Source organism: Streptomyces sp. NPDC003035 (assembly GCF_042888285.1).
In the GTDB taxonomy this organism is placed as follows: Bacteria; Actinomycetota; Actinomycetes; order Streptomycetales; family Streptomycetaceae; genus Streptomyces.
This window is the reverse complement of the sequence record NZ_JBIAPJ010000006.1, coordinates 89,577-115,771: the sequence shown is the minus strand read 5'-3', so window position 1 is coordinate 115,771 and position 26,195 is coordinate 89,577. Positions and strand designations below refer to the sequence as shown.

Annotated in this window: 23 protein-coding genes and 2 tRNA genes; 20 read left to right on the top strand and 5 right to left on the bottom strand. The window is 70.6% G+C overall.

The features are described 5' to 3' along the window. The first annotated feature begins 48 nt into the window (after positions 1 to 48). Together ACFYV5_RS20420 and galE are read left to right on the top strand one after the other, a co-directional pair. Positions 49 to 1,674: a glycosyltransferase family 2 protein gene (locus ACFYV5_RS20420; RefSeq protein ID WP_389170234.1), complete on the top strand. Its 1,626-nt coding sequence runs from the start codon at positions 49 to 51 to the stop codon at positions 1,672 to 1,674. Positions 1,675 to 1,693: 19 nt separating this feature from the next. Beyond that, on the top strand, positions 1,694 to 2,680 hold the full coding sequence (galE, locus tag ACFYV5_RS20415; protein ID WP_389170232.1) for a UDP-glucose 4-epimerase GalE: 987 nt from the start codon (positions 1,694 to 1,696) through the stop codon (positions 2,678 to 2,680). Positions 2,681 to 2,749: 69 nt separating this feature from the next. Here galE and ACFYV5_RS20410 read toward each other — a convergent pair whose 3' ends face one another. Then, complete coding sequence (locus tag ACFYV5_RS20410; protein ID WP_355115825.1) at positions 2,750 to 3,943, bottom strand: glycosyltransferase family 4 protein; 1,194 nt, start codon at positions 3,941 to 3,943, stop codon at positions 2,750 to 2,752. After that, a complete protein-coding gene (locus ACFYV5_RS20405; protein WP_389170228.1) occupies positions 3,943 to 6,786 on the bottom strand; it encodes a CDP-glycerol glycerophosphotransferase family protein in 2,844 nt (947 codons plus the stop codon). Before ACFYV5_RS20405 ends, ACFYV5_RS20410 begins: the two co-directional genes overlap by 1 nt. A 320-nt stretch (positions 6,787 to 7,106) precedes the next feature. On the opposite strand from ACFYV5_RS20405, the gene ACFYV5_RS20400 reads away from it, so the two are divergent. The 8 genes from ACFYV5_RS20400 to ACFYV5_RS20365 all read left to right on the top strand — a co-directional run bounded on the left by ACFYV5_RS20400 (position 7,107) and on the right by ACFYV5_RS20365 (position 16,535). Then, positions 7,107 to 9,740 carry a YfhO family protein gene (locus ACFYV5_RS20400; RefSeq protein ID WP_389170226.1) on the top strand — a complete coding sequence of 878 codons (2,634 nt, stop codon included), beginning with the start codon at positions 7,107 to 7,109 and terminating at the stop codon, positions 9,738 to 9,740. Further along, positions 9,737 to 10,738, top strand: a complete 1,002-nt coding sequence (locus tag ACFYV5_RS20395; protein ID WP_355115831.1) for a glycosyltransferase family 2 protein — start codon at positions 9,737 to 9,739, stop codon at positions 10,736 to 10,738. The genes ACFYV5_RS20400 and ACFYV5_RS20395 overlap by 4 nt, the downstream gene beginning before the upstream one ends. Next, the gene (locus ACFYV5_RS20390; RefSeq protein WP_389170222.1) at positions 10,738 to 11,190 is read left to right on the top strand and encodes a GtrA family protein; all 453 of its coding nucleotides are present in this window, start codon (positions 10,738 to 10,740) and stop codon (positions 11,188 to 11,190) included. Before ACFYV5_RS20395 ends, ACFYV5_RS20390 begins: the two co-directional genes overlap by 1 nt. Before the next feature lie 189 nt (positions 11,191 to 11,379). Then, positions 11,380 to 12,507 (top strand): glutamate 5-kinase, encoded by a 1,128-nt coding sequence (proB, locus tag ACFYV5_RS20385; RefSeq protein ID WP_355115835.1) that lies wholly within the window; start codon positions 11,380 to 11,382, stop codon positions 12,505 to 12,507. Positions 12,508 to 12,765: 258 nt separating this feature from the next. Continuing rightward, positions 12,766 to 13,245 (top strand): hypothetical protein, encoded by a 480-nt coding sequence (locus ACFYV5_RS20380; protein WP_389170218.1) that lies wholly within the window; start codon positions 12,766 to 12,768, stop codon positions 13,243 to 13,245. Between the two features lie 103 nt (positions 13,246 to 13,348). Continuing rightward, positions 13,349 to 14,632, top strand: coding sequence for a glutamate-5-semialdehyde dehydrogenase (locus tag ACFYV5_RS20375; RefSeq protein ID WP_355115839.1), 1,284 nt, complete (start codon positions 13,349 to 13,351; stop codon positions 14,630 to 14,632). A gap of 117 nt (positions 14,633 to 14,749) precedes the next feature. Continuing rightward, a complete protein-coding gene (locus ACFYV5_RS20370) occupies positions 14,750 to 15,358 on the top strand; it encodes a hypothetical protein (RefSeq protein ID WP_389170215.1) in 609 nt (202 codons plus the stop codon). Between the two features lie 97 nt (positions 15,359 to 15,455). Next, complete coding sequence (locus ACFYV5_RS20365; protein WP_389170212.1) at positions 15,456 to 16,535, top strand: hypothetical protein; 1,080 nt, start codon at positions 15,456 to 15,458, stop codon at positions 16,533 to 16,535. On the opposite strand, the gene ACFYV5_RS20360 is transcribed toward ACFYV5_RS20365, so the two are convergent. Further along, the gene (locus tag ACFYV5_RS20360; protein WP_389170209.1) at positions 16,520 to 17,671 is read right to left on the bottom strand and encodes a M48 family metallopeptidase; all 1,152 of its coding nucleotides are present in this window, start codon (positions 17,669 to 17,671) and stop codon (positions 16,520 to 16,522) included. The two genes, ACFYV5_RS20365 and ACFYV5_RS20360, sit on opposite strands and share 16 nt — an antisense overlap. Before the next feature lie 226 nt (positions 17,672 to 17,897). On the opposite strand from ACFYV5_RS20360, the gene ACFYV5_RS20355 reads away from it, so the two are divergent. The 6 genes from ACFYV5_RS20355 to ACFYV5_RS20330 all read left to right on the top strand — a co-directional run bounded on the left by ACFYV5_RS20355 (position 17,898) and on the right by ACFYV5_RS20330 (position 21,799). Next, positions 17,898 to 18,062 (top strand): hypothetical protein, encoded by a 165-nt coding sequence (locus ACFYV5_RS20355; protein ID WP_329120641.1) that lies wholly within the window; start codon positions 17,898 to 17,900, stop codon positions 18,060 to 18,062. Positions 18,063 to 18,114: 52 nt separating this feature from the next. Continuing rightward, positions 18,115 to 18,735, top strand: a complete 621-nt coding sequence (gene nadD, locus ACFYV5_RS20350) for a nicotinate-nucleotide adenylyltransferase (protein ID WP_355115848.1) — start codon at positions 18,115 to 18,117, stop codon at positions 18,733 to 18,735. Between the two features lie 19 nt (positions 18,736 to 18,754). Next, positions 18,755 to 20,470 (top strand): LCP family protein, encoded by a 1,716-nt coding sequence (locus tag ACFYV5_RS20345; RefSeq protein WP_389170204.1) that lies wholly within the window; start codon positions 18,755 to 18,757, stop codon positions 20,468 to 20,470. Between the two features lie 80 nt (positions 20,471 to 20,550). Then, positions 20,551 to 20,991, top strand: a complete 441-nt coding sequence (rsfS, locus tag ACFYV5_RS20340) for a ribosome silencing factor (RefSeq protein ID WP_355115852.1) — start codon at positions 20,551 to 20,553, stop codon at positions 20,989 to 20,991. Continuing rightward, positions 20,988 to 21,641, top strand: a complete 654-nt coding sequence (locus tag ACFYV5_RS20335) for a histidine phosphatase family protein (RefSeq protein ID WP_355115907.1) — start codon at positions 20,988 to 20,990, stop codon at positions 21,639 to 21,641. The genes rsfS and ACFYV5_RS20335 overlap by 4 nt, the downstream gene beginning before the upstream one ends. An 85-nt stretch (positions 21,642 to 21,726) precedes the next feature. Further along, positions 21,727 to 21,799 (top strand) — tRNA-Ala (locus tag ACFYV5_RS20330). A 74-nt stretch (positions 21,800 to 21,873) separates the two neighbouring features. Here ACFYV5_RS20330 and ACFYV5_RS20325 read toward each other — a convergent pair. Further along, positions 21,874 to 22,734, bottom strand: coding sequence for a helix-turn-helix transcriptional regulator (locus ACFYV5_RS20325; RefSeq protein ID WP_389170201.1), 861 nt, complete (start codon positions 22,732 to 22,734; stop codon positions 21,874 to 21,876). A 103-nt stretch (positions 22,735 to 22,837) separates the two neighbouring features. On the opposite strand from ACFYV5_RS20325, the gene ACFYV5_RS20320 reads away from it, so the two are divergent. The 3 genes from ACFYV5_RS20320 (at position 22,838) to ACFYV5_RS20310 (ending at position 24,771) form a co-directional block, all read left to right on the top strand. Continuing rightward, positions 22,838 to 24,271, top strand: coding sequence for an MFS transporter (locus tag ACFYV5_RS20320; protein ID WP_389170198.1), 1,434 nt, complete (start codon positions 22,838 to 22,840; stop codon positions 24,269 to 24,271). Between the two features lie 71 nt (positions 24,272 to 24,342). After that, positions 24,343 to 24,534 carry a hypothetical protein gene (locus ACFYV5_RS20315; protein WP_389170195.1) on the top strand — a complete coding sequence of 64 codons (192 nt, stop codon included), beginning with the start codon at positions 24,343 to 24,345 and terminating at the stop codon, positions 24,532 to 24,534. 3 nt (positions 24,535 to 24,537) lie between these two features. Next, complete coding sequence (locus ACFYV5_RS20310) at positions 24,538 to 24,771, top strand: hypothetical protein (protein ID WP_355115859.1); 234 nt, start codon at positions 24,538 to 24,540, stop codon at positions 24,769 to 24,771. Here the strand turns inward: ACFYV5_RS20310 and ACFYV5_RS20305 are convergent. Next, positions 24,750 to 25,976 (bottom strand): glycosyltransferase 87 family protein, encoded by a 1,227-nt coding sequence (locus ACFYV5_RS20305; RefSeq protein ID WP_389170191.1) that lies wholly within the window; start codon positions 25,974 to 25,976, stop codon positions 24,750 to 24,752. The two genes, ACFYV5_RS20310 and ACFYV5_RS20305, sit on opposite strands and share 22 nt — an antisense overlap. Positions 25,977 to 26,095: 119 nt before the next feature. Here ACFYV5_RS20305 and ACFYV5_RS20300 point away from each other — a divergent pair. After that, a tRNA-Ala gene (locus ACFYV5_RS20300) sits at positions 26,096 to 26,168 on the top strand. Positions 26,169 to 26,195 lie beyond the last annotated feature (27 nt).

The following is a 26,195-nucleotide window of genomic DNA, read 5'->3' as shown; positions in this document are numbered from 1 at the left end:
GGGGAGCGGCCGGTCGGCGACGTCGGCCGCTCCCGTAGGATCCTCGGTGTGAGTAGCGTCCCCCCACCCACGCCAGAAGGCACGCTCGGTGTCGTGGTCATCGCCTACAACGACGAGGCGCTGGTCGGCGAAGCGATCCGGTCCGCTCTCGACCAGGGACCCGTGGTCGCGGAAGTCGTGGCCGTCGACGACTCGTCGAGCGACGGCACCGCGAAGGTCCTGGACGAGTGGGCCGCGCGCGACCCCCGTGTGCGGGTCGTCCACCGTACGGAGAACAGCGGCGGCTGCGGCACCCCCCGTAACGACGGTGTGCAGGCGGCCACCGCCCCCTACGTGATGTTCCTCGACAGCGACGACATCCTGCCCGAGGGCGCGGCCGAGGCCCTGGTCACGGCGGCCGAGCGGCACCGGACCCCCGTCGCGGTCGGTGTCTGCGTACGGCGCGAACTGCCCGAGGGCCGCGATGTGCGCTGGCAGCCCGGGCTCTACCGGGAGCCGGCCCTCCTGGAGAGCGTGACGGACCTCGCACCGCTGGTCCACGACACGCTCTGCGTCAACAAGATCTACGCCCGGTCCTTTCTGGTCGAGCACGGCATCCGGTTCCCCGACGGCCGTTTCATCTACGAGGACTTCCTCTTCACCGCCCGCGTCCTGGCCGCCGCGCCGCGCGTCGCGGTGATCCCCGACACGGTCTACGTCTGGCACGTGCGGCGCGCCGCCGAGCAGCTGTCGATCTCCCTGGACCGGGAGGGCGTCGCCAACTGGCAGGCCCGTATCGCCGCCCATCGCAAGGCCGTGGAGACCTTCTCGGAAGCCGGCCGCGCCGAGCTCGCCGCCGCCTGCCGCACCAAGTTCCTCGAACACGATCTGTGCCTGTACGCCCGCGAGTTGAGGCTCCGCGACGCCGACTACCAGTCCGAGTGGTGGGCGCTGACCCGGGACCACATCGGGGCGTTCGACGAGAGCGAGATCGCCGCCGCCGCCGCGCCCGCGCGCTGGGCGGCCCGGTTCGTACTGGCGTCCAAGGAGCCGCGTGACCTGCTCCGGCTGGCCCGGCTGGCCGCCGAGCCGGCCCGTCTGCTCCCGCCGTACGCGCGGAGCGAGGACGTCGCGGTCTGGTCGCTGGACGTCCCCGACGCGGAGCTGGACGGCATGGACACCCTGCCCCTGGCCGAGCTCCCGGTGGTCGTCGACGCGGGTCTGCACACCGGCGGGACCGGCGAGCTGCGCCTCACGGTCCGCGATCTGTACGGCCGGCTGCGCGCGGCCGGCCCCCGGACCATCGAGGTCGCGTTCCTGCCCCGCGGATCGGACGAGCCCGCCCGCACCGAGCGGACGGAACTCGCCGAGGGGGAGGGCGGCTGGACCGCCCGCGTTCCGGCCGGTCTCACCTCCCTGGCCCGGGCCGGCCGCCGCCGGAGGCGCCGGGGCATCCAGCTGTGGGACATTCGGGCCACGGTGACCTGCGCGGACGGCGGGTCCTTCACGACGGCGCTCCGGCTGCCGGACGGCGGCCAGCGTCGCTCGGTCGTCCCGAGCAGCCGGTACGGTGTACTGCTGGTGCAGCAGTACACGACGGCGAACGGCTCGCTCGCCTTGCGGCTCGCACCGGGCGCCCGTGACGGGCTCCGGGCGGTCAGGGCCAGGCTCCGTCGACTCTCCCGCAGTTCTTAGCGAAGGGATTTGGTGCGTAATGACTTTTCTGATCACCGGAGGCGCCGGATACATCGGCTCGCACGTGGTCCGCGCCATGACGCAGGCCGGCGAGCGGGTTGTCGTCCTCGACGACCTGTCCACGGGGTACGCCGAGCGGATCCCGGAGGGCGTACCCCTGGTGGTCGGTTCGACCCTGGACCGTGACGTCCTGGACCGGACCATCGCCGAGCACGGTGTGACCGGTGTGGTCCACCTGGCGGCGAAGAAGCAGGTCGGCGAGTCCGTCGAGCAGCCCCTGCACTACTACCGCGAGAACGTGCAGGGCCTGACCGTGCTCCTGGAGGCGGTGGCCGCCGCCGGTGTGCGCAACTTCCTCTTCTCCTCCTCGGCCGCGGTCTACGGCATGCCGGACGTGGACCTCGTCACGGAGGACACGCCGTGCCTGCCCATGAGCCCGTACGGCGAGACGAAGCTCGTCGGCGAGTGGCTGGCCCGCGCGGCCGGCAAGGCGCACGGCATCTCCACGGCCTGCATGCGCTACTTCAACGTGGCCGGTGCCGCGACCCCCGAGCTGGCCGACACCGGCGTGTTCAACCTGGTCCCGATGGTCTTCGAGCGGCTCGACGCCGGCGAAGCCCCGCGGATCTTCGGTGACGACTACGCCACCCCCGACGGCACGTGCATCCGCGACTACATCCACGTCGAGGACCTCGCCGACGCCCACCTCGTCGCCGCGCGCAAGCTCGCCACGTGGGCGGACGCCGGGGAGACGCGCGACCTGACCGTCAACATCGGCCGCGGCGAGGGTGTCTCCGTCCGCGAGATGATCGACCTGATCAACGAGATCACCGGCCACTCGATCGCCCCCGTCGTCACCCCGCGCCGCCCCGGCGACCCGGCCAGGGTGGTCGCCGCCGCGGACCGTATCGCCTCGGAGCTGGACTGGAAGGCCCGTCACGACGTCCGCGAGATGATCAGCTCCGCGTGGGCCGGCTGGGTCGCCCGTCGCGGGGTCTCCGTCTGACCACTGCCGTCCGAGCGCAGGAAAGAGGGCCGCCCGTCACGGGCGGCCCTCCCTTTTTCGCTCTTCGACCTAGCGGTCCAGCAGCGTGAAGAGGTTCTCCCAGCGGGCCACGATCTCGTCCGTCGAGTAACGCTGGATGTCGGTACGGGCCTGCTCGCCCATGCGGTCGCGCAGCTCCTTGTCCGAGATCAGCCGGTCGAGCTTGCGGGCGAACTCCGCGGTGTTGCCGGGTGGCACGATGAGGCCGTTCTCACCGTCCGTGATGATCTCGCGGACGCCGGGGGCGACATCGAAGGCGACACACGGCACCGCCGTGGCCATGGCCTCCATGAGCGCCAGCGGGAAGCCCTCGCCCCGGGACGACAGCGCGAACAGCGAGCTGTCCTTCAGAGCCCCCGGTACGTCACTGGTACGCCCCATGAACTCGACCGATGAGGTCAGGCCCAGCTGCTCCGTCTGCTTCCTCAGCGCCGCCTCCTCCTCGCCGGAGCCGTAGAGGCGCAGGGTCCACTCGGGGTGCCGGGGCGCCACCTCGGACCAGGCTTCGAGGAGCAGGTCGACGCCCTTCTCCTCGTGCAGACGACCGATGCTGACCACGACCTTGGCCGTGCGCGGTGACGGCTCCTCGGGGAAGAACGGCAGCGGGTTCGGCATGGCCCCGACATGGTCGAAGCGCTGCCGGATCCAGAGGTCCGCGTCCTCACGGGTCAGCGCGAGCATCCGGTCGACGTCCTTGTAGAACTGCTTGACCCGCTGGAAGCGGGACGAGTTGCGGCACGTCTCGAAGGACTCGTGGCTCATGCCGACCACGCGCAGCCCCGAGGTGTCCGCGAGAGCGACCCACTCCATGGCCCAGACCTGCGTCACGATGACGACGGATCCCGGCCGCGCGGCGCGGAAGATCGCGGTGAGCTTGGCGGCCTCCCGGCGCATGCCGGCCGCGCGAGCGGCCCTGCGCCGGCGCTCGACCAGGTCCAGCTTGCCCTTGATGCCCCGCAGCGGCTTCAAGGACGGCGGATGGACGTCGTACAGCGTCGTCGTCCGGTAGGGCAGGTCGTCACCGAGGTCGGCACGCCGCCCTTCCGGGGCGGGAACGACGCCGACCACGTGCACCGCGTGCCCGCGCTCGCTGAAGAGCCGGGCCATCTGGTGCGACCAGCTGGTGATTCCGCCGAGCTCGTCGACGCTGTTGGAGACGAGGATGATGTCGCGGGACGTGGTGGTCCGCTGGTCGGTCGTCGTCGGGGTCATCACTTCGGTCATCAACGGCTCCACCGGGAGAAGAACTGCTGCACGATGGACTGCGCGGCGTTGCCCTGGTCGTACTCGCCGAACTCGGCCACGAAGCGCTTGCGGGCGTCGCAGAACTCCCGGCCCTCGGAGTCGAGGTTCCGCACGGCCTCGTGCAGCTCCTCCTCCGTCCGGAAGACCGGGCCGGGCGCGTGCTCGAGCAGGTCGAAGTACGTGCCGCGGTCCTCGTGGACGTAGGTCTCGTAGTCGTACGTGAAGAACAGCATCGGCCGGTCGAGCAGCGCGTAGTCGAACATCACGGAGGAGTAGTCCGTGATCAGCGCGTCGGCGAGCTCCATCAGCGGCATCACGTCGTGCTCCGACGAGACGTCGATGATCTTGCCCGCCACGTTGGGCGGGAGCACCACGTGGTTGAAGTAGTGCGCGCGCACCAGCAGGACGAAGCGGTCGCCGAACTCCTCGGCGAAGCGCTCCACGTCGAAGGGCAGGGCGAACTGGCTCTCCTTGCCCGACGTACGGAACGTCGGTGCGTACAGCAGCACGGTCTTGTCCGCCGGGATCCCGAGCTTCTCGGCGAGCGGTCCGCGCACGCGGGAGCCCGCCTCCTCCTCACGCTGCCTGGCCTGGACCAGGACGTCGTTGCGCGGGTAGCCGGACCGCAGCAGCGTCTGGTCCTTCAGCCGGAAGGCCTTGGCCAACGTCCGTACGTCGTGCTCCGAACGCACCAGGAAGTGGTCGAAGCGGTCGAGGTGCTTCTGCTGAGCCTCCTGCTGCTGCCGCGTCTTCGCCTTGAGGTTGGGCTGGTCGAAGCCCATCTTCTTGAGCGCGGAGCCGTGCCAGGTCTGGATGTACGTCGTCTCGGGACGCTTGGCCAGACGCAGCGGATAGCTCTGGTTGTCCACCCAGAACTCGGCGCGCGCCAGGGCCTTCAGGTACGGCAGCGACCAGCGGCGTACCAGCTGGGCGTCCTTGGGGAAGTCCTTCGGGGTCCCCGCGTACGACCAGATGGCCTGGAAGTCCAGTCCCTGCCTGCGCATCTCCTCGTAGATCGCGCGCGGGCTGTCGCTGTACTGCTTGCCCAGCTGGCTCTCGAAGACGACCGTCCGCTTCTTGACGGGCAGTCGGCTGTAGACCTCGTGGTAGAGCCGCAGCTTGGTGTCGCCGGAGGTGAGCGTCTTGCGCAGTTCCTTGGCGCGGCGGTACCCGGACTTCACGAGCCGGCCCGGCTTGCCCTGCAGGCCGCGCTGGAGCAGCTCCTCGATCCGCTCGGTGTCGCCCTTGGTGGAGAGGCGGAAGGCGAGGTGGCCCTTGGCGGTGGGGTGAGGCTCTATGTGGTCGCCCACCAGTCGCGTCAGCCGTGGCTTGACGGGAAGCGCGCCGCCGCCCAGGTCGCTCTGCTCGACGGTGAGGCGGGTCTGGGTGCGTACCCCGTTCACCGTGAGGTTGACGCGGACGTCCCACACCGAGTCGATGATGCCGAGAGGCCGCAGCTTGGAGCTGATGTCGGCCGTGGTCGACCAGTGGAGGCTCTCGCCGTCGTGGCGCAGCGTCGTGACGGGGAAGACGAACGTCTGCAGGCTGCGGCGGCGGGCCTGGAACTCCAGCTCCGCCGTGAGCGTGTCGCCGGGCTTGACGATCTCCAGCGGGTTGGTGATCCGGCCGGCGAGCCGCGCGGTGCCGTCGGACTCCGTGTACTCGGTGAGCTCGTTGCGCAGGAACAGCTTGTTGATCGGCTTCTGGTGGTAGCCGAGGTCCGTGACGTCGAGCACCTCCCGGCCGAACGGGTCGTCGAGGTGCTCGTCGCACCAGTAGATACGACCGTCGCGCTGGACGAGAGGCGAGGAGAGCTTGTCACGGTGGATCAGGGTGTCCACGGCGGGCAGCAGGTTGTCCCAGTCGCCCTTCTCCAGAAGGTACGCGCAGATCGCCTGGATCTTGGCGGCCTTGCCGTACGCCTCACGGTCCAGCCCCTGGAGGTACGCGAGGGACACCTCGGCGAACTCGCGGCGGTACGCCTCGTCCCGGAAGGGGAGATCACGCAGATGGAGGACGAGGTCGTGCTTGAGGAACTTGACGTCCTTGGCCGCCCGCATCTCCTCCATGCCGTGCTGGTCGAGGAGCGCGTCGATACGGCGGTGGATCTCCAGCCGGTGCTGGTAGTTCCGCATCTCGTGCCGGCTGTTGGTGACCGACTTGACCTTGGCCTGCTCGTAGACGTGCCAGAAGTAGACCTGGTTGGGGATGAGGGTGATCTTCTTCGCGGCGAGGTAGGCCTCGGCGATGAACATCAGGTCCTCGTAGAACATCCCCTTGGGGAAGCGCAGCGCGTTGTCGACGAGGAAGTCGCGGCGATAGCACTTGTTCGTGGAGAGGGTGTCCCACACGAACAGGTCGGGGAGCTCGGCGACCGAGTCCAGGGTCCGGGTCGTCGAGTAGAGCCACGGGTACCACTCGTTGCGCTTCTCGTTGCGCGTGTCCTTGGTGAGGCGCACGCAGAGACCCGACACCATGTCGGCCTGCGTCTCCTCGGCGGCTGAGACCATGTTGCGGCAGGCGTTGAGCTCCAGGACGTCGTCACTGTCGAGGAACATGACGTAGCGGCCCCGCGCGTGGCCGATGCCGACGTTGCGGGGCTCGCCGCCCGCGCCGCTGTTCTCGGGCAGCTGGTAGGCCCGGACCTGCTCCGGGTGCGCGGCTGCCAGTTCCTGGGCGACTTCGAAGGTGCGGTCCTTGCTGCAGTCGTCGACGATCACGACTTCGACGCTCTGCAGTGTCTGGTCCAACACCGATCGCACGGCCGTAGGGAGACGCTCCGCGTCGTTGTAGGCGATGACGATCACTGAGACGTCAGGCACTGGCACCTCGATCCATTTGTCTTGCGCAGGCTGCCACAACGGTACCTCGCGTTCACTTTCCGACGGTCCGATGCTCCGGGGGCGTCCGGGCCGGGAGGCCGGGCCTGGGCGATCGAGCGACTCTCCTCGATCGGATTCGTCGATTTTAAGGGGCAACCCATTCGGCTCCGTCCCCGTCTAGCAGATGCGTGCAGATAAGGCCTTAGCCTCTTTCTGCGACCGTTTCATGACAGAGGGTGACGGAAAGTACATATGCTGACCAGGTGGGACATCCAGGGGGCGGGGGGCCTTCAGGAACGTGGAGCCCATGGACGGCCCCCATGCTGAATCCCGCACCTGACACGGCCGCTCGCCTCCGGAGGGCCGACGCCGCGTCTCTGGAGACACCGGCCGCCCGTGAACCCCGGTGGAACCGAAGACCCCAGCTCGCGGCGGCATGGTTCGCCGCCCTGGCGTCCATGGGGGCGTACTGCCTGGCCATGGCCGTCCAGGGCACGTACCCCTTCGGCGGCCGGTCCCGCGCGGTGAACGACCTCGGCAACCAGTTCGTGCCGTTCCACGCCCGCCTGCGTGACCTGATGCACGGCGACACCTCCGGCGACCTCGTCTTCAACTGGGCAAGCGGTTACGGCACACCGTTTCTCGCGGACTTCTTCACTTATTTGATGAACCCGTTCTCGTGGCTGGTCGGGGTCTTCCCCCGGGACGGCGTCGAGTTCCCCGTGTTCCTTGTCACTCTCCTCAGCGTCGGGCTCGCCGCGGGTCTGATGACCGTCTTCCTGGGCCGCCTCCACGCGGGCAGTCCCTGGCTCCGCGCCCTGCTCTCCGTCGGCTTCGGACTGAGCGCCTGGATGATCACGGACGGCTTCTCCGACCCCATGTGGATGTGGGGCCTGGTCGCCTTCCCGGTCCTGGGCATCGCGTACGACTGGTGTCTGGACTGCCGGCGCTGGGTGCTCGGCGCCCTGCTCGTCACCGTCTGCTGGGCGGGCAACTTCTACACCGCGGCGATGGCCACCCTCGGCATGGGGCTCGTGCTGCTCGTACGGATCCTGCTCGACGAGCGGCCGGCCGCGGCCGAGCGGCCCGCCGTGGAGCGCGGCCGCGTCCTCGCGCGCGCCGCCTCCATGACCGTCACCGGCATCCTGCTCGCCGCCCCCGTGCTCACGGTGAGCCTCAAAGCGAGCAAGCTGTCCCAGCCCGCGCCCGAGGCCGTCTACAAGGGCGCGCCGGCCGTCACCGAATACCTGGCGCACCTCTTCCCCGGCGGGCTGATCGGCCGGGCACCCCACATCTCCGTCGGCATGTTCGCGCTGCTCCTGGTCGCCACCTACCCGTTCATGGGCAGGGTGCCGCGCAAGGAGCGGCTCGCCTGGCTGGGTCTGACCGTGGCCATGGGTGTCTCCCTGGTCTGGGAGCCCACGATCCTGCTCTGGCACGGACTGGCCATGCCCAACGGCAGCCCCTACCGCGCCGCGATCGCCCTCACCGCCGTGCTCGTGTGCGTCGCCTGGCTGGCCCTCGCCCGCGGACCCCGCCCCGGGGAACTGCTCCGCGGCGCGGCGGTGGTCCTGGTCCTGGCCGCCTGCGTGAGCACCACGCGGTACATGACCCGCGGCCCCTGGCTCCTCGCCGTCGGCGGACTCGTCTGCCTCGCCCTGCTCCTCGCGCTCCACCGCTACCGGTCCGACCGCCGGGTCCACGGGGGAGTGGTCCTCGCCCTGGCCGGATACGTCTTCCTCTCCTCGGCCGTCGCCGTCCTGACCACGACGCGGCTCCGCGACTCCATGGAGTGGTGGCAGCCCAAGCGCACGTACGACAGCCGGTCGCTGGCCGCGTACAAGCAGCTGAAGGCGACGGACGCGTGGCCCGCGACCCGTACCGACCCGGGCCCGCACGCGGTCGCCAACAACGACCCCATGCTGCTCGCCGGCCAGGGCGGCGAGTACTACAGCAGCTATCTGCCGGCGACCACCGCCGACACCCTGCAGCGGCTCGGCACCGGCTGGTACATCCAGGGCCGTCACACGCGCAGCTTCAACGACCCGGTCGGCCGCGCGATCATGGGCGTGAGCAGCTACCTCGAACGCAGGCGCGGAGGCGTCGGCTTCGTCCAGCGGACCGCCACCGCCCCGCCCGTCGTCACCCTGCGTCCGGCCGGCACCGCCCTCGACGGGACCACCGGCGACCCCACGATCTTCGCCCGTCAGGAGCGGGTGCTCGGCGCGAAGCTCTACGAGGTGCCCGCGTTCGTCCCCGCCGCGGCCATAACGCCGGGCGGTACGGACACCGCGCTCGTCCCCGGCCGAGGGTGGCCGCTCAAGGCCGACCGTCCGGGCAGCAGGGGCACGACGTTCACCGCGGCCTGCACCGCGGGCACCGAGGCGTACCTCTACACGCCCTGGCTGAACGGACGGGTCCGAGTGCTCGGCAAGACCGTCAAGGTGGACGGCAAGTACGCGATGACCAGCATGCCGCTGATCCGCCTCGGGACCGTCCCGGCCGACGGCAGGATCACCGCCACGATCCACTCGGCCCGCGGCCAGTTCCTCCCGGAGCACCCGATCGGCTGCCTCGACCGCGCCGCGCTCGACCGGACCGTGCGCCATCTGCGCGACACCGGGCCCAACCGCGTCGAGACCGCCGGCCACAGCATCAGCGCCACCTTCGCGCCCGGCACCAAGGGCACCGCGGTGGTCTCCGTCCCCGCGACGCCCGGCTGGCGCTGCTCGGTCGACGGAGGCCAGGCGCGCGCCCCCCGGACGCTCGGCGGACTGATGGCCGTCGAGCTCGGAGACGGCGCCTCGGAACTGTCCTGTTCCTTCCGCACCCCCGGACTGAGGCTCGGCCTCGCCGCGAGCGGTGCCGCCGCGGCGCTGCTCCTCGCCGTGGCCGTGACCCACACCGTGCGAACCCGTACTCCTCGCCCCTCGCCCAGGAGCCAGCGCTCATGACCAAGATCTCCGTCGTTGTCCCCTGCTTCAACGAGGAAGCGGTGATCGACCAGTTCGACACCCGGATTCGTGAGGTCCTCACCGGCCTGCCCGTCGAGTACGAGCTCTGCTACGTCGACGACGGCAGCGAGGACGGCACCGCCCTCCGGCTGCGCGCCCTCGCCACCCGGTTCCCGAAGGAGACCCGCTACGTCTCCTTCAGCCGCAACTTCGGCAAGGAGGCCGCGATGCTCGCCGGGCTCCGCGAGGCCACCGGCGACGCCGTCGTGATCATGGACGCGGATCTCCAGCACCCGCCGGAGCTCATCGCGCGCATGCTCGAACTGCACGAGCGCGGCCACGACCAGATCATCGCCCGCCGCACCCGCGAGGGCGACAAGAAGGTCCGCAGCGCCCTCAGCAGGCTCTACTACCGTGCCGTCAACAAATGGGTCGACGTCGAACTCACCGACGGCGTGGGAGACTTCCGTATGCTCTCCCGCCCGGCAGTGAACGCGCTGCTGTCGCTGCCCGAGTACAACCGCTTCTCCAAGGGCCTTTTCTCCTGGATCGGCTTCGACACCGTCACGTTCGACTACCAGAACGCCGCGCGCGAGGCGGGGGAGACGAAGTGGAAGTTCGGCTCCCTGCTGAACTACGGCATGGACGGGCTGATCTCCTTCAACAACCGGCCGCTGCGCATCGCGATCTGGCTCGGCCTCACGCTCGTCGGGATCGCCGCGCTGTACGTCGCGTGGATCACGGTGACCGCCCTCACGCAGGGCGTCAGCGCCCCCGGTTACGTGACCCTCGTCGCGATCATCGTCGGTCTCGGCGGCGTCCAGATGGTCATGCTGGGGCTGATCGGTGAGTACATCGGCCGTATCTACTACGAGACCAAGCGCCGGCCGCACTTCCTGGTGAAGGAGACCCACCGCCATCTGGCGGCCCACGGCCGCGACCCTCGCCTGGACGGCGCCGCCCGCGTCCGCGCCGCGGCGACCGACCGGGAGATGTGATGCGCGGGCAGCTCATGCGCGGACAGCTCGGCCAGATCGTCCGCTTCGCCCTGGTGGGCGGCATCAACACCGGCACCTTCTACGGCTGCTATCTGCTGCTGCACCCGTGGATGCCGTACTTCGCCGCCTACTCCCTCGCCTTCGTGCTCAGCATGGTCGGCTCGTTCTTCCTGAACACCTACTTCACCTACCGCACCCGGCCCACCTGGAAGAAGTTCGCGCTCTTCCCGCTCACCAACGTCACCAACTACCTGGTGCAGAGCATCGGCCTCTACGCACTGGTGACCTGGGCCGGGATGGACGACCGGATCGCTCCGCTCGTCGCTGCCGTCGTGGCCATCCCGTTCACCTATCTGCTGTCGCGGAAGATCCTCGTGCCCGGCGGCAGGAAGCCGGCGACCGGCGCCGCCGGTGATGCCGAGGCCGCCTCCGACCCCGTCGCCAGCCGCTGACGGAAACCGCTGAGGGAAGACGCTGACGGAAACCGCTGACGGAAGACCTCGCCACGCCCTCTTCCGGCGCGGCGCGCGCACACCGCCCGCCCGTTCCATCCACCGGAATGGACGGGCGGCGGGCGTCCCGGCTCGCGTAGATTGCCGCGTGACAGCCGAATGAGGACGACGCAGGTGACGGCGGTACAGGTGACAGTGGCAAGGCAGTACGTGACGGAAGCCCGCAGGATCGTCGTCAAGGTCGGCTCGTCCTCACTGACCACCGCGGCCGGGGGCCTCGACGCGGACCGGGTCGACGCCCTCGTCGACGTCCTCGCCAAGGCCCGCAGCGGCGGCGAGAAGGAGATCGTGCTGGTCTCCTCCGGCGCCATCGCCGCCGGCCTCGCCCCGCTCGGCCTCACGCGCCGCCCCAAGGACCTCGCCCGCCAGCAGGCCGCCGCCAGTGTCGGCCAGGGCCTCCTGGTCGCCCGCTACACCGCCTCCTTCGCCCGCTACGGCGTACGCGTCGGACAGGTGCTGCTCACCACCGACGACACCAGCCGCCGCGCCCACTACCGCAACGCCTACCGGACCCTCGACCAGCTCCTCGCCATGGGCGCCCTGCCGGTCGTCAACGAGAACGACACCGTCGCCACCGACGAGATCCGCTTCGGCGACAACGACCGGCTCGCCGCCCTGGTCGCCCATCTCGTCCGCGCCGATCTGCTGGTGCTGCTCTCGGACGTCGACGGGCTCTACGACGGCGACCCGTCCAAGCCGGGCACCTCCCGGATCGCGGAGGTCACCGGTCCCGAGGACATCGCCCATGTCGAGATCGGCTCCGCGGGCAAGGCCGGGGTCGGCACCGGCGGCATGGTCACCAAGGTCGAGGCCGCCCGGATCGCCGCCGCCGCGGGCATTCCCGTGGTGCTCACCTCCGCCAGCCGCGCCGCCGACGCTCTCACCGGCCGCGACACCGGCACGTACTTCCACCGCACCGGCCGCCGCTCGGCCGACCGGCTGCTGTGGCTCGCCCACGCCTCCACCCCGCAGGGCCACCTGACCCTGGACGACGGTGCCGTACGGGCCGTCGTCGAGGGCAAGAAGTCGCTGCTCGCGGCCGGGATCGCGGCCGTCGAGGGGGAGTTCGTGGCGGGCGACCCGGTCGAGCTCCGGGACACCCACGGCCGGGCCGTCGCCCGTGGCCTCGTCAACTTCGACGCCAAGGAGATCCCCCGGATGCTCGGCCGCTCCACGCCGGAGCTCGCCAGGGACCTGGGACCGGAGTACGAGCGGGAGGTCGTCCACCGGGACGACCTGGTCGTCGTCAGGGCCTGAGACGGGGGCGCCGCGCGGTCGGTGACGAGGGCGCGGCGCGGGGTGGCGACGGGGGCGCTTGCACGGGGTGGCGCTGAGGGCGCGGCCCGGGGTGGCGTGGGGTGGGTCTCGGTGTGTGGGGAAACGGCCGAAACTCCGGCCATCCGGTAGAGACCTTTACCAAAACCGCCCCACGTGCCGCCTCGGGCTGGTCAACTTTGTCTCGGGGGCAAGACAAGGCGGGGTACAGCACCACACGCATCAAACAGGAGGCCGCCGGTGAGACGAGCGCGCCCAGGGGCACCGCCCCGCGGGACTGCCGAACGCGCCCTGACCAGTGTCGAGGCCGGAGCCGACTTCGACGAGGGCCAGGACACCGAGACAGCTGAGGCACGCGGTGAGGAGAGGGCGGTGGTCGCCTCGAAACTCTGGCACATCACCCTCAGCGTCTCGGGGGCCGAGGCCCCACTGAAGGAGGTCAGGCGCGCCCTGGAGCAGCTGGCCCACGACCATCCCTTCCTGCTGACCAGTCGCTACGCCAATGATCACGCGGAGATCCGCTACTGGGAAGAGGCCCGTGACCTGCACGATGCCGCGGCGGTCGCGCTGCGGCTGTGGGGCGAGCACCGGCAGACCGCCAAGCTGCCGCCCTGGGAGATCGTCGGCCTGGAGGTCATCGACCGCGAGACCTACCACCAGCGCATCGCCGAGGGATACGGACCCCCACCGGCCGCGCCGGTGGGGGTCCACCCGTACTGACACCCGTACGGAGGGTCGCCTCCCTCGTCGGAGGCGTCTCGGAGTGCGGGATACGTACGGGATACATGCGGGATGTCCGCAGGCGTGCCAGTACCCTGCGGACATGACCTCGCTCACGCCCCTCGACAACCTGTCCCCGGTCACCCGGGCCGCCTACCAGGCCCGCGGGGCCGCCGCCGAAATCGCGCCACTTCCGCGCGCGGCGAAGGACGACGCCCTGCTCGCCATCGCGGACGCCCTGGAGGTCCGCGCCGCCGAGATCGTCGAGGCCAACGCCGAGGACGTCGCCCGCGCCCGCGAGGCCGGCACCAGCGAGTCGATCATCGACCGCCTCACCCTCACCCCGGAGCGGGTCCGGGCCATCGCCGCCGACGTCCGGGACGTGGCCGCACTGCCCGACCCGGTCGGTGAGGTCGTCCGCGGCTCGACCCTCCCGAACGGCATCGACCTGCGCCAGGTCCGCGTCCCGCTCGGCGTCGTCGGCATCATCTACGAGGCCCGGCCGAACGTGACCGTGGACGCCGCCGCCCTCTGCCTCAAGTCCGGCAACGCCGTGCTCCTGCGTGGCTCGTCCTCCGCCTACGCCTCCAACACCGCCCTGGTGAAGGTCCTGCGCGACGCCGTCGGTGGCGCCGGCCTGCCCGCCGACGCCATCCAGCTCGTCCCCGGCGAGTCCCGCGAATCGGTACGGGAGCTGATGCGCGCCCGTGGCCTGGTGGACGTCCTCATCCCGCGCGGCGGTGCCTCGCTCATCCGCACGGTCGTCGAGGAGTCCACCGTCCCGGTCATCGAGACCGGCACCGGCAACTGCCACGTCTACGTCGACGCCCAGGCCGACCTGGACATGGCCGTCGACATCCTGATCAACTCCAAGGCCCAGCGACCCAGCGTCTGCAACGCCGCCGAGACCCTCCTCGTCCACCAGGACATCGCCGAGGCCTTCCTGCCGCGCGCGCTCGCCGCCCTGGCCGACGCCGGCGTCACCGTCCACGCCGACGAGCGGGTCCTCGCCCACGCCGAGGGCTCCAAGGCCACCGTCGTCCCGGCCACCCCGGAGGACTGGGAGACCGAGTACCTCTCCTACGACATCGCCGCCGCCGTCGTCGACTCGCTCGACAAGGCCGTCGAGCACATCCGGCTCTGGACCTCCGGTCACACCGAGGCGATCGTCACCACCTCGCAGGCCGCGGCCCGCCGCTTCACCCAGCTGGTCGACTCCACGACGGTCGCCGTCAACGCGTCCACCCGTTTCACCGACGGTGGCCAGTTCGGTTTCGGTGCCGAGATCGGCATCTCGACGCAGAAACTGCACGCCCGCGGCCCCATGGGTCTGCCCGAGCTGACCTCCACGAAGTACATCGTCACCGGCGACGGCCACATCCGGTAACGCCCCCGATTTCCCCCGTTCGGCCTCGCTCCCGCGGGGCCACGGGGGCCTCGGACGGACAGGGATGGTTCGCACTCTCCCTGCCCAAAACCACCTCCCGGGTCTACTCTGAAAAACGTGCCGGACGACGTGGGGGGCAGGCCGTTCCCGGACGGCGGGGACCCCGAGAACTCTGACAACCGCGGGGGCGCGGACGACGACTTCGCCACCGTGGTGTTCGACGAGGACTTCGTACGGGCGGCCGAGGTCCACGAGCCGACCGCCGTGGAGCGTCTCCTGGCCGCCGCACAGGCCCGCGCCGAGGCGGAGGCCGCCCGCGCCCGCGCCGGCGGGGGACAGGGCGACGACGAGCTCTACGAGGACGCGGACGGCTACGCCCCCTCGGACCCCTTCGGCAGCCCCTACGGCGACGCGTACGGCGACGACGACTCCGGGCCGTACGGACGCCACGGCGGCGCCCTGCGCCCCTACCGGGGCAGCGCCCGCTGGCACCGACCGGTCGCCTGGGTGCTCGCCCTCGTGATGGGCGTCGGCATGGTCGCCCTCGCCTTCACCGCCGTCTACCGCGGCGCCTCCGCCAACCGCCAGGACCAGGTCCCGGCCCCCGCCACCACCGGCATCGACAAGCCGCGCGCCGTCCCTCCCGCGGTCACCGCGCCCTCGGCCTCCGCGGAGTACTCCAGGCCTCCCGTCCCCGCCGTCCCCGCCGCCCCGCGCACACCTTGAACCCCCCGGGTCCGGGGAGCGCCATGCGGGGGAATTCTTCCGAACTTGTCGTGTACCTGGGCGTTTACCAGGGCTTCCGCAGACCTACTCTGAAGGTATGGCAGGGCGTGGCGACCCGCCTGAGGGGCCGGTACCCGACCCCGGCGGTGGTGAGGACGAGTACCGATCCGTCGTCTTCGACGAGTCGTTCGTCCGCGCTGCCCGGCTTCAGGAGTTCTCCGCGGAGGAGCGGATGGGCGAGCACTCCCAGGCCGTGCGCCCCCGCTCCACCTGGGAGGCCGGAAGCGGCTCACGCCAGGCCGTGCTGCTGGTTCTGGTGATCCTCCTCGCCTTCGGAACGGCCATCTATCTCGGTGTGCGCAACCCCTACCAGCCCCCGATGGACCAGCGTGCGGAACCACTGCGGATCACTCTGGTCCCGCTCGCCCCGCAGGACCCGGTGGCGGGCGGTGAGCCCGCCCAGCTGTTCGCCCGCAGCCCCGCGGCCGCGCACCGCAGCGGAGCCGCCGGCATCAACCTCCCGGTCACCGGACGCACCACCCACTTCTCGGAGAGCCAGGTGGTGACCGCCCTGACCATCGCCAAGGACTACCTCGTGGCCTCCTCGCTGGAGCCCGAGGTGCTGGCCGGCGTCACAGTCCGTCCCGCCCGGCTGCTGCTCGACCCCGACCAGCTGGCGCAGTTCGACCGGAGCGTCGAGTCCTCCCTCGACGACGGCCGCCACGCCGTGTCCGGCTGGCTCGTGCGCTTCGACCCGGCCAAGGCCGCCCTGGCCGACCCCTCGGTCCGCGTCCAGGGCACCCTCCGCTTCGCGGAGACGGGCACCGACATGCTGGAGGTCACCGCGGACCACACGTTCACCTACGCCCTGCGCCCCGCCGCCTCCGGCCCCGGTCCGGTGGGCCAGGCATCCCTCTTCACCGTCCACCGGGAGATGCACTTCCGCTTCGACCGCGAGGACCTGCGGATGCACCGTGCGGAGCTGCTGACGAGCACGGTCGAGGCCGGCCCACAGGCCTGCGGCGCCGACACCAGCGGGTCCTTCCGCCCGCTCCTGGCAGGTGAGCGGACCTCCGCCTCCGGCGACCCGACGGTCACCGACCCGTACGCCACGGGCCGGCCCGCCGTCTCCTCGCTCTGCGGGACCCTGGCCCCGAGCGCTCAGCCCTCGCTCTGACCGCCGCTGCCGTCGCTCTGACCGTCGTCGCCCTGACCGCTGCCGTTCCGGCCGCTGCTTCCGCCGCTGTCGCCGTTCTGGCCGCTGCCGTTCTGGCCGCCGCCGAACCTGCTGCGCAGCTTGCCGCCCAGGTCACCCGCCAGGTCGCCCGCCCCACCCGCTATGTCGCCGACGAGCTTCATCAGCGGATCCTTGCTGGTGCGCACCGATTCGGCGTAATGCCCGGCCGATTCCCGGAACGAGTCGGTCACCGAGGTGTCCTTGTCCTCCGACCGCCGCGGGTAGTGCCCGTCCATGATCCGCTGGTAGTCGCGGGTCTCGGACCACTTCTTCAGCTCGGCCGCCCGGACGGTGGTGAACGGGTGGGAGCGTGGCAGCACATTGAGGATCTTCAGGACGGAGTCGCGCAGGTCGCCGCCCTTCTCGTACTCGTCGGCCTGGGCGAGGAACGCGTCCACGTTCATCTCGTGGAGATGGTTGCCGCCGGCGATCTTCATCAGACCGCGCATCGAGGCATGGAGGTCCTGGCCGACCAGAAGGCCCGCCCGGTCCGCCGAGAGCTCGGACTTGCGGAACCACTCCCGCAGCGCCGTCACGATCGCCATGATCGCGACGTTGCCCAGCGGGATCCAGGCGACCTTCAGCGCCAGGTTGGTGAGGAACAGCAGGATCGTGCGGTACACCGAGTGGCCGGAGAGGGCGTGCCCCACCTCGTGGCCGACGACCGCCCGCATCTCCTCCTCGTCGAGCAGCTCCACGAGCCCGGTGGTGACCACGATGATCGGCTCGTCCAGGCCGATGCACATCGCGTTCGGCTTGGGGTCCTGGGTGACGTACATCGGCGGGACCTTCTCCAGGTCCAGGATGTAACACGCGTCCCTCAGCATGTCGTTGAGGTGCGAGAACTGCGCGTCGCTCACCCGCACGGAGTCGGAGAGGAACAGCAGTCGAAGACTGCGCTCGGGCAGCAGCCCGCTCAGGGCCTTGAAGACCGTGTCGAAACCGGTGAGCTTGCGCAGGGCGACGAGCGCCGAGCGATCGGCCGGATGCTCGTAGGCCCGTGAGGAGATGCCGGGGAAGCGCTTGCGCTGCCTGCTCGGCACGTTCCCGTTTCCGTTGTCGGTCTTCTCGGTCATGGATGCCCCCTGTTCGTACGAGACCTTGCTCGTCCCCCTGACGAATCCCAGCCTAGGCGCTGGGGTCACCACGTGCCGGAGCCTGTGGATAACTCAGGCACAGCGGACAACCGCGGGGTACGACCGCCGTGACAACGACTGAGTCGGCGTGAGCGTGCCCGGACGGCCCGCATACGATGTGCGCGAAGTCTCCGCTCCCATCCCCGATCGATTGGTCCTGCTGAAGATGAGCCTCCACAGCACCGCCGCCAACCTGGTCTCGCTCGCCGAGGGTGCCGCCGAGCACGGCGGCAACCACGACAGCCTCAACCCTTACCTCACCGGTTTCGGCGCGCTCGGCGCGCTGCTCCTGCTGCTGTGGATCACGACTCGCTTCAACCGCGACCGCTGAGCCGGCGACCGCGGATCGGACGCCCGAAGTGGTGCCAGTAGGCTCTGCACGCATGGGAGAGCAGGAAGTGCCTACTGGCGGCCGCGGCAAGCGCCGACTCGGCGTGATGGGCGGAACGTTCGATCCGATCCACCACGGACACCTGGTGGCCGCCAGTGAGGTGGCCGCCCTGTTCCACCTCGACGAGGTGGTGTTCGTGCCGACCGGGCAGCCGTGGCAGAAGAGCCACAAGGCCGTCTCGGCGCCCGAGGACCGCTATCTGATGACGGTCATCGCCACCGCGTCCAACCCGCAGTTCTCGGTGAGCCGCATCGACATCGACCGCGGCGGGCCGACGTACACCATCGACACCCTGCGGGACCTGCGCTCCCTCAACAGCGACTCGGACCTCTTCTTCATCACCGGGGCCGACGCGCTGTCGCAGATCCTGACGTGGCGCGACGCCGAGGAGCTCTTCTCGCTCGCCCACTTCATCGGCGTCACCCGGCCGGGCCACGACCTCACGGACGACGGACTGCCCAAGGGCGGGGTCTCGCTCGTGGAGATTCCCGCGCTCGCGATCTCCTCCACCGACTGCCGGGCGAGGGTCGCGCAGGGCGACCCGGTCTGGTATTTGGTGCCGGACGGCGTGGTGCGCTACATCGACAAGCGCCAGTTGTACCGCGGCGAGTGAGCCTCGGAGAGGGGCACCGGTGAACGATCAGAACCCGTACGACCCGTACTACCCGCAGCCGCAGATCATCGGCTACGACGAGTACGGGCAGCCGGTGTACCAGCAGGTCCCACCGCAGGCACAGCAGCCGTACGACCCGTACGCCCAGCAGCGTCCGGTCCAGCAGCCCGCGCAGCAGCAGCCCGTCCAGCAACAGGGGTACGGCTACGACGCCTACGGGCAGCCGATCCAACCCCAGCAGGCACAGCAAGCGCAGCAGCCGCAGCAGACCCCGTACGACCCGTACGGGCAGCAGCACGGATACGACCCGTACACCTCGTACGACACCGGGCAGCAGTGGGCCGTACAGGGAGATCCCGCGCCCGCCGCCCCGCCGCCCGCTCCCGCCCCGCCGCCCGCCCCCGCCACCGTGGCAGCTCCCGCGGGCGTGTCCGGTCAGCGCCCCGCGCCGGACGACAGCGGCGACGACCGGGCCTACCGCACCGAGCAGTTCTCGTTCATCGAGGAGCCCGACGAGGACTCCGAAGACGTCATCGACTGGCTGAAGTTCACCGAGAGCCGCTCCGAGCGGCGCGAGGAGGCCAGGCGGCGCGGCCGCAACCGGGTCGTGGCCCTGGTCGTGGCCCTTGTCCTCGCCGCCGTCGGCGGAGTCGGCTACCTCTGGTCCGCGGGCAAGCTCCCCGGCATGTCCGGCGAGGAACAGAAGCAGAACACCGCGACCGGACCGCAGAAGCGGGACACGATCGTCGTCCACCTCCACGACACCAAGGGCGGCGGCACCAGCACCGCCCTGCTCGTGGACAACACCACGACCCAGCAGGGCACCACCGTCCTGCTCCCCAACGCACTCTCCGTCGCCAACGACGAGGGCTCCGCGACCACCCTCGCCAAGTCCGTCGAGGACGACGGCTCCAGCGGCACCCGCGAGGCCATCGGCAACCTCCTCGGTGCGAAGATCACCGGCACCTGGCGGCTCGACACCCCGTACCTGGAGAACCTCGTCGAGCTGGTCAGCAACATCGACATCACCACCGACACCGAGGTGCCCAGCGGAAAGAAGGGCGAGGCCCCGCTCGTCACGAAGGGCGAGAACCAGACGCTCAACGGTCGCGCGGCCGTCGCCTACGCGACGTACCGCGGGCCCGGCGAGGCCGAGGCGAAGCAGCTCCAGCGCTTCGGGCAGGTCCTCTACGGGGTGCTGCGGAAGATGTCCGACGACCCCAAGGCCGCCACGGTCACCGTCGAGACGCTCGCCCAGATCCTCGACCCGTCCCTGCGGGAGCAGGACCTCGGAGCCTCGCTCGCCAAGCTGGCCGAGCACGCCAAGGGCGGCGACTACAAGACGGCCCTGCTCCCGGTGGAGCAGGACGGCTCGCTGAGCGAGGGCGCGGCCGACAGTGTGGTGAAGGACATCCTCGGCGGCAAGGTCAGCGCTCCTGACGAGGGCAGCGCGGTCCGGGTCTCGATCCGGGACGCCAGCGGCAAGGACGCGACCGAGGCCGCCAGGGTCGTCCTGATCAACGGAGGCTTCGCCTTCGTGGGCGGCGCCAAGGCGGAGACCGTGGAGACCTCGCAGGTCATCTACGGTGACGACGCCCAGAAGACGACCGCGGGTGAGGTGGCCAAGACCCTGGGCCTGCCGGAAAGCGCGGTCAAGAAGGGCAAGTCCGCCGGGAGCGGTGATGTCACGGTGGTTCTGGGCGAGGATTACAAGATCCCCGGGAGCCGAGAGTGACCTGCTCGTAATGGTTTGCGGGGCGGTCGGCGGTACGTGAGACCCTTGATGTGTCTCTGACCGCCGACGAAAGCCTGCTTGTGACCGCCACGGATCGCTCCATCGAGCTCGTCAACGCCGCCGCCCAGGCGGCGGCCGACCGGCTCGCGCACGACATCATCGCGTACGACGTCAGTGATGTGCTGTCGATCACCGACGCCTTCCTGCTCGCCTCCGCGCCCAACGACCGCCAGGTCAAGTCGATCGTCGACGAGATCGAGGAGCGGCTCAACAAGGAACTCGGCGCCAAGCCGGTGCGCCGTGAGGGCGACCGGGACGCCCGCTGGATCCTCCTGGACTACGTCGACATCGTCGTCCACGTCCAGCACAGCGAGGAGCGGGTCTTCTACGCTCTGGAGCGGCTCTGGAAGGACTGCCCCGAGCTGCCGCTGCCCGAGGACGCCCTGAAGACCCGCGGCAAGGCCGCCGAGCACGCCGCCCTGACGGGTGCCGCCGGGGAGACGGACGGTGAGCTGAGCTGAGCACCACCAAGGGCGGCAGCGGCCGTCGCATCGTCCTGTGGCGGCACGGCCAGACCTCGTGGAACCTGGAGCGACGTTTCCAGGGCTCCACGGACATCGAGCTGACCGAGACCGGCGTCGCCCAGGCGCGCCGGTCCGCCCGGCTGCTCGCCTCGCTGAAGCCGGACGCGATCATCGCCTCCGACCTGAAGCGGGCGGCGGCCACCGCCGGCGAGCTCGCCGGTCTCACCGGCCACCCCGTCGCGTACGACTCCGCCCTGCGCGAGACGTACGCGGGGGAGTGGCAGGGGCTGACCCACGACGAGATCGTGGCGCGCTACGGCGAGCAGTACGCCGCCTGGAAGCGCGGCGAGCCCGTGCGCCGGGGCGGCGGCGAACTGGAGACCGAGGTCGCCGACCGGGCCGCTCCGGTGGTCCTGGAGCACGTCGACAAGCTGCCCGAGGACGGCACGCTCGTCGTGGTGAGCCATGGCGGCACGATCCGCACCACCATCGGCCGGCTGCTCGGCCTGGAGGCGCATCACTGGGAGAGCCTCGGCGGGCTCTCCAACTGCTGCTGGTCCGTCCTCGGCGAGGGCGCCCGGGGCTGGCGGCTCCTGGAGCACAACGCCGGCACGCTGCCCGAGCCGGTCCTCGGCGACGACGACTGAGCGGCCTGCGGGCCCGGATTTCACTTTCCGGCAGGTCGCAGGCTAAAGTTCTTCTTGTTCGCAGCGCGGAGCGCGAAGAACACGAGGGGCTATAGCTCAGTTGGTAGAGCGCCTGCATGGCATGCAGGAGGTCAGGAGTTCAATTCTCCTTAGCTCCACAGTCACCGAATCCCGTCCCCGTCAGGGGGCGGGATTCGTCGTTTCCCCTCCTTGCTTCGCTTCGTCGTGTCCGTCAGTGTCCCCGCAGCGCCTCGATCGCTCGACGGCTCTCCTCGTCGTTGGGCGTGTACGCCACGATCCGGCACTCCGGCATCCCGTTGATCGACAGCGACACCGAGGTCATCCGGAGCTCACCCACCCGGTCGTGGCGGAAGGTCTTCACCCGGGTCCCCGGCGGCACCACGTCGCCGCTCCTCCAGAGCCGGGCGAAATCCGGGCTCGCCTCCGAGAGCCGGCGTACGAACGACTCCCAGGCGGGCTCGCCCACGTGCCGTCCATAGGCACCGCGCATCTGGGCCACCATCAGGGGCAGCTCCAGGCGTTTGTCGACCACGGGACAGACCGGGTCGGGAACCGTGAAGAGCGTCCACAGCACATTGCGTATGCCGAGCGGATTGCCCACGAGCTCCTGCGCGGAGGGCAGGAACAGCGCCTCGTACGTGGTGTTCGTCGCCAGCACGTCGTACCGGCTGTTGTAGACCACCGCCGGATGCGGGGCCAGGGCGTCCAGAATCCCCTGGATCTCGACGCTGACCGTCTCGACGGCCTCGGCGCCCCGGTCCGGCGCGAACGGCACCTCCGCCAGGTGGTACAGGTGCTCGCGCTCGGGCCGGTCGAGCCGCAGCGTGCGGGCGACCGCGTCGAGCACCTGGGCGGAGGCGTTGATCGGGCGGCCCTGCTCCAGCCATGTGTACCAGGTCACGCCGACGCCGGAGAGCTGGGCGACCTCCTCGCGGCGCAGACCCGGTGTGCGGCGGCGCAGGCCGGGCGGCATGCCCACGTCCTCCGGGGTCACCCGGGCCCGGCGGCTGCGCAGGAACGCGGCCAGTTCCGGCCGGCGGCGCTGCTGTGTCGGTGCTGCCAAAGTCGTCACACCCCCATGGTCGACTCCCCGTGCCCGCCGTTGCCAGGTGGTGCCGGTACCAGCATCGGCGGGCTCTCGTTACCCGTATCGCATCCTCGTCAGGCTGCCTCGTATGACGACGACCACAACACGTCCCGTACTCAGTAAAGACGGTGGCACCGACAACCGGCCCGGGCTGCTGCTCGGGGTGGTGCTCGCCGCCCAGTTCATGGCACTGCTCGACGTCTTCATCGTCAATGTCGCCGCCCCGACCATCCGTACCGAACTGTCCGCCTCCGGGGCGGGACTTCAGCTCGTCGTCGCCGGATACACCGTCGCCTACGCGGTCCTGCTGATCACCGGCGCACGCCTGGGCGACCGGCTCGGCCACCGCCGGATGTATCTCGGCGGACTCGCCGTCTTCACGGCGGCGTCGCTCGCCTGCGGACTCGCCGCGGGGACGGGCCAGCTCATCGCCTTCCGGCTCGTCCAGGGCGCCGGGGCGGCCCTGATGATCCCTCAGGTGCTGAGCCTCATCCAGCGGAACTTCACCGGGGAGGGCCGCGTCCGCGCGCTCGGCGCGTACTCAGCGGTGCTCGCCACGGGCGCCGCGGCCGGCCAGGTCGTCGGTGGCATCCTCGTCAGCGCGGACCTCTTCGGCAGCGGCTGGCGGCCGGTCTTCCTCGTCAATGTGCCCATCGGTCTCGTCCTGCTGGCCCTCGGCGCCCGGGTGCTGCCGCCCGACGCGCGCACCGGGGCCGGCCGCGCCCGCTCCCTCGACCTGCCCGGTCTCGTCCTGCTCGCCGCCGCCGTCTCGCTCCTCACCCTCCCCCTGGTGCTCGGGCAGGAGCAGGGCTGGCCGGTGTGGGCCTGGATCTCGCTCACGTGCTCCGCGGTCTTCCTCGCGGCCTTCGGCGTGTACGAGTCCCGGCTCGCCCGCCGGGGCGGTGCTCCGCTCATCGCCCCACGCGTCCTGCGGGCGCCGGGCATCGGCCGGGCCGCGTTCGTGATCGCCGTGGCGATGGCCGTCAACGCCGGCTTCCTCTTCACCCTCACCCTGCACCTGCAGGGAGGGCTCGGGCACACCGCCCTGCGTGCCGGGCTGACCTTCGCGCCGGCCGCCGCGGTCTTCGGGGTGGTCGGCCTCACCTGGCGCCGCTGGCCGGCCCGGGGGCAGCGTCACCTGATCCCCGGCGGCTTCCTCCTGGCCGCGCTCGCCTCGGTGGCCATGGGCGGGCTCCTCAGGGACGGTGACGCGGGCGGCTGGGGGCTCTACCCGGCGCTCGCCGCCATGGGCGCGGGGCTCGCGCTCGCCTTCAGCCCCGCCCTGACCGGAGCGCTGGCCCGCGTACGTCCCGAGGACGCCGCCGACGCCGGCGGTCTGCTCGCCACCGTCACCCAGCTCGGCCAGCTGATCGGCGTCGCGAGCTTCGGCACATTCTTCCTCGGCCGACCGCATACGCCGGGGGCGCATGACTCCGCCGACGCGCTGTGGGCGTGCGCCCTTGCGCTGGCCGCCGCATCGATCTTGGGAGCATCGGCCGGCCTGGTACGCCGAGCGCGCTGACCCCCTTGCGTGGCCATGGCAGAATCGGACGGCCGGAGGGGAACGAGGGTCCGGACGGGAGGGAGTGTGCGATGGCCGCGAGCGGTGCCGAGGGTGCCGAGACGGCTGCCGTCGCCGAGTCCGCCGAGGACCGTGCCGCGGTCCACGGGGCCGGATCCCTGCTCGACTGTCCCTCGTGCGGTTCCGCCCAGGTCGTCCATGTGCTCGGCGACGACGGCGGAGTGTCCCTCGTGTGCACGTCCTGCGGCCACAGCTGGAGCTGATTGATGGGTGCCCACAGGCGGAAGTGCGACTGGTGCGGCAGCGGTACGCCCATCGTCCGGGACATGGACCCCGTCAACGCCGAGTTCCAGTACTGGTGCGAGGAGTGCGCGCGGGCGCTGATCATAAAAGGCGACCCCATCGAGACCTACCGCGAGCTCGAGGGAGAGCCGATCTACGGACGGCTGCTCGACGAGCACTGCACCCTCAAGCGCTTCTACTCCTTCGCCACGGCCTGACGCCACCGGCTGAGGCCGTACCCCAGGAACAGGGCGGTCGCGGTCAGCGGATAGACCGCCGACAGCAGCATCTGACCGGGGTTCTGGTCCAGTTCGGGGCGACCCGGGTCGTGCGGGACCCACCACAGCGCGAACGAGGCGAAGGCCAGCGCCACCGCGGCCACCGCCCACCCGGGCCGCACACGATCGCGACGGTCCACCAGCAGGACGAGCAGCGGCACGCACCACACCCAGTGGTGCGACCACGAGATCGGGCTGATCATCAGCGCCGTCACCGCACAGACGATCACGGCCAGGGCCTTGTCCCCACGCAGCGCCGCCCGCACCGCGAGCACCATGGCGGCGCCACCGAGCACGGCCGCGACCACCGCCCACCACATGCCCGGGTCGTCGGTGTGCATCAGCCGCGCGAGCACCCCGCGCAGCGACTGGTTGGCCGTCTCCTCGGCGAAGCCGACCCGGCCGGTCTCGAAGAGCGTCTCGGTCCAGAAGCGGCGGGAGTCGTACGGCAGGATCAGCGCGCTCGTCACGGTCGCCCCGAGGAACACCGCGACGGCTGTGGCCGCCGTGCGCAGCCACTGGTTCCAGCCCTTCTCGCGGCGCCACAGGAGCAGGCCGGCGGCGAGGAGGAGGACGACGAACAGGCCGGGTGTGAGCTTCACCGCAGTTGCCAGACCGATGCCCAGGCCCGCCCAGCGGTTGCCCTCGCGGCGTGTGAAGTCCCACAGCACCGCCACCGCGACGAGCAGATTGATCTGCCCGTACCGCAGCGTCGTCCACACCGGCTCGCACCAGACCACGATCGCCGCCACCCACAGCGTCGCCTGCCAGAGCCGCGCGCGGGACAGGGAGGGGCGGACGAGCTGCAGGGAGAGCTGGACCAGCGCGACCACGAGGAGCAGGTTCCCGGCGGTCGCCAGCGTCCGCATCAGCGGAACGCCGACGAACGTGAGCGGCACGAACAGCAGCCCCGCGAAGGGCGGATACGTCATCGCGAGGTTCGCCGAGGTGGCGCGCATCGCGTAGAGGTCGCCGCCGGCCCGGACGGTCTCCCCCTCCGCCCGGTAGACCATCACGTCGAGCATGTTCACGTGGGCGAGCCGTTGCGCCACCCAGAAGGCTATGAACGACACGAGACACACCGCCGCGGCGGTGGCGAGAGGCCACTGGCGGGCACGGGTTCTGACAAGCACGGACACGGTCACAGAGGGGGACCCTACCCGCCGCCCACGGACCGCCCGAGAAACGATTTGGTGATCCTCCGGGGGGCCGGTTAATGTTCTGTCTGTCGCCGCGGGGGAAACCGGAACGGGGCGGACAGCACGGGGCTATAGCTCAGTTGGTAGAGCGCCTGCATGGCATGCAGGAGGTCAGGAGTTCAATTCTCCTTAGCTCCACAGAAGAGAAGCGGATCATCCGAATCG

What these genes read in the sequence shown, in the direction of transcription:
- ACFYV5_RS20360 (WP_389170209.1), bottom strand. Translation starts at nt 17,671, where the DNA reads ATGACCGAGAAGACCGACAACGGAAACGGGAACGTGCCGAGCAGGCAG.
- ACFYV5_RS20315 (WP_389170195.1), top strand. Translation starts at nt 24,343, where the DNA reads ATGGCCGCGAGCGGTGCCGAGGGTGCCGAGACGGCTGCCGTCGCCGAG.
- ACFYV5_RS20320 (WP_389170198.1), top strand. Translation starts at nt 22,838, where the DNA reads ATGACGACGACCACAACACGTCCCGTACTCAGTAAAGACGGTGGCACC.
- ACFYV5_RS20365 (WP_389170212.1), top strand. Translation starts at nt 15,456, where the DNA reads ATGGCAGGGCGTGGCGACCCGCCTGAGGGGCCGGTACCCGACCCCGGC.
- nadD (WP_355115848.1), top strand. Translation starts at nt 18,115, where the DNA reads ATGGGAGAGCAGGAAGTGCCTACTGGCGGCCGCGGCAAGCGCCGACTC.
- ACFYV5_RS20355 (WP_329120641.1), top strand. Translation starts at nt 17,898, where the DNA reads ATGAGCCTCCACAGCACCGCCGCCAACCTGGTCTCGCTCGCCGAGGGT.
- ACFYV5_RS20375 (WP_355115839.1), top strand. Translation starts at nt 13,349, where the DNA reads ATGACCTCGCTCACGCCCCTCGACAACCTGTCCCCGGTCACCCGGGCC.
- ACFYV5_RS20400 (WP_389170226.1), top strand. Translation starts at nt 7,107, where the DNA reads ATGCTGAATCCCGCACCTGACACGGCCGCTCGCCTCCGGAGGGCCGAC.
- ACFYV5_RS20395 (WP_355115831.1), top strand. Translation starts at nt 9,737, where the DNA reads ATGACCAAGATCTCCGTCGTTGTCCCCTGCTTCAACGAGGAAGCGGTG.
- ACFYV5_RS20310 (WP_355115859.1), top strand. Translation starts at nt 24,538, where the DNA reads ATGGGTGCCCACAGGCGGAAGTGCGACTGGTGCGGCAGCGGTACGCCC.
- ACFYV5_RS20390 (WP_389170222.1), top strand. Translation starts at nt 10,738, where the DNA reads ATGCGCGGGCAGCTCATGCGCGGACAGCTCGGCCAGATCGTCCGCTTC.
- ACFYV5_RS20410 (WP_355115825.1), bottom strand. Translation starts at nt 3,943, where the DNA reads ATGACCGAAGTGATGACCCCGACGACGACCGACCAGCGGACCACCACG.
- galE (WP_389170232.1), top strand. Translation starts at nt 1,694, where the DNA reads ATGACTTTTCTGATCACCGGAGGCGCCGGATACATCGGCTCGCACGTG.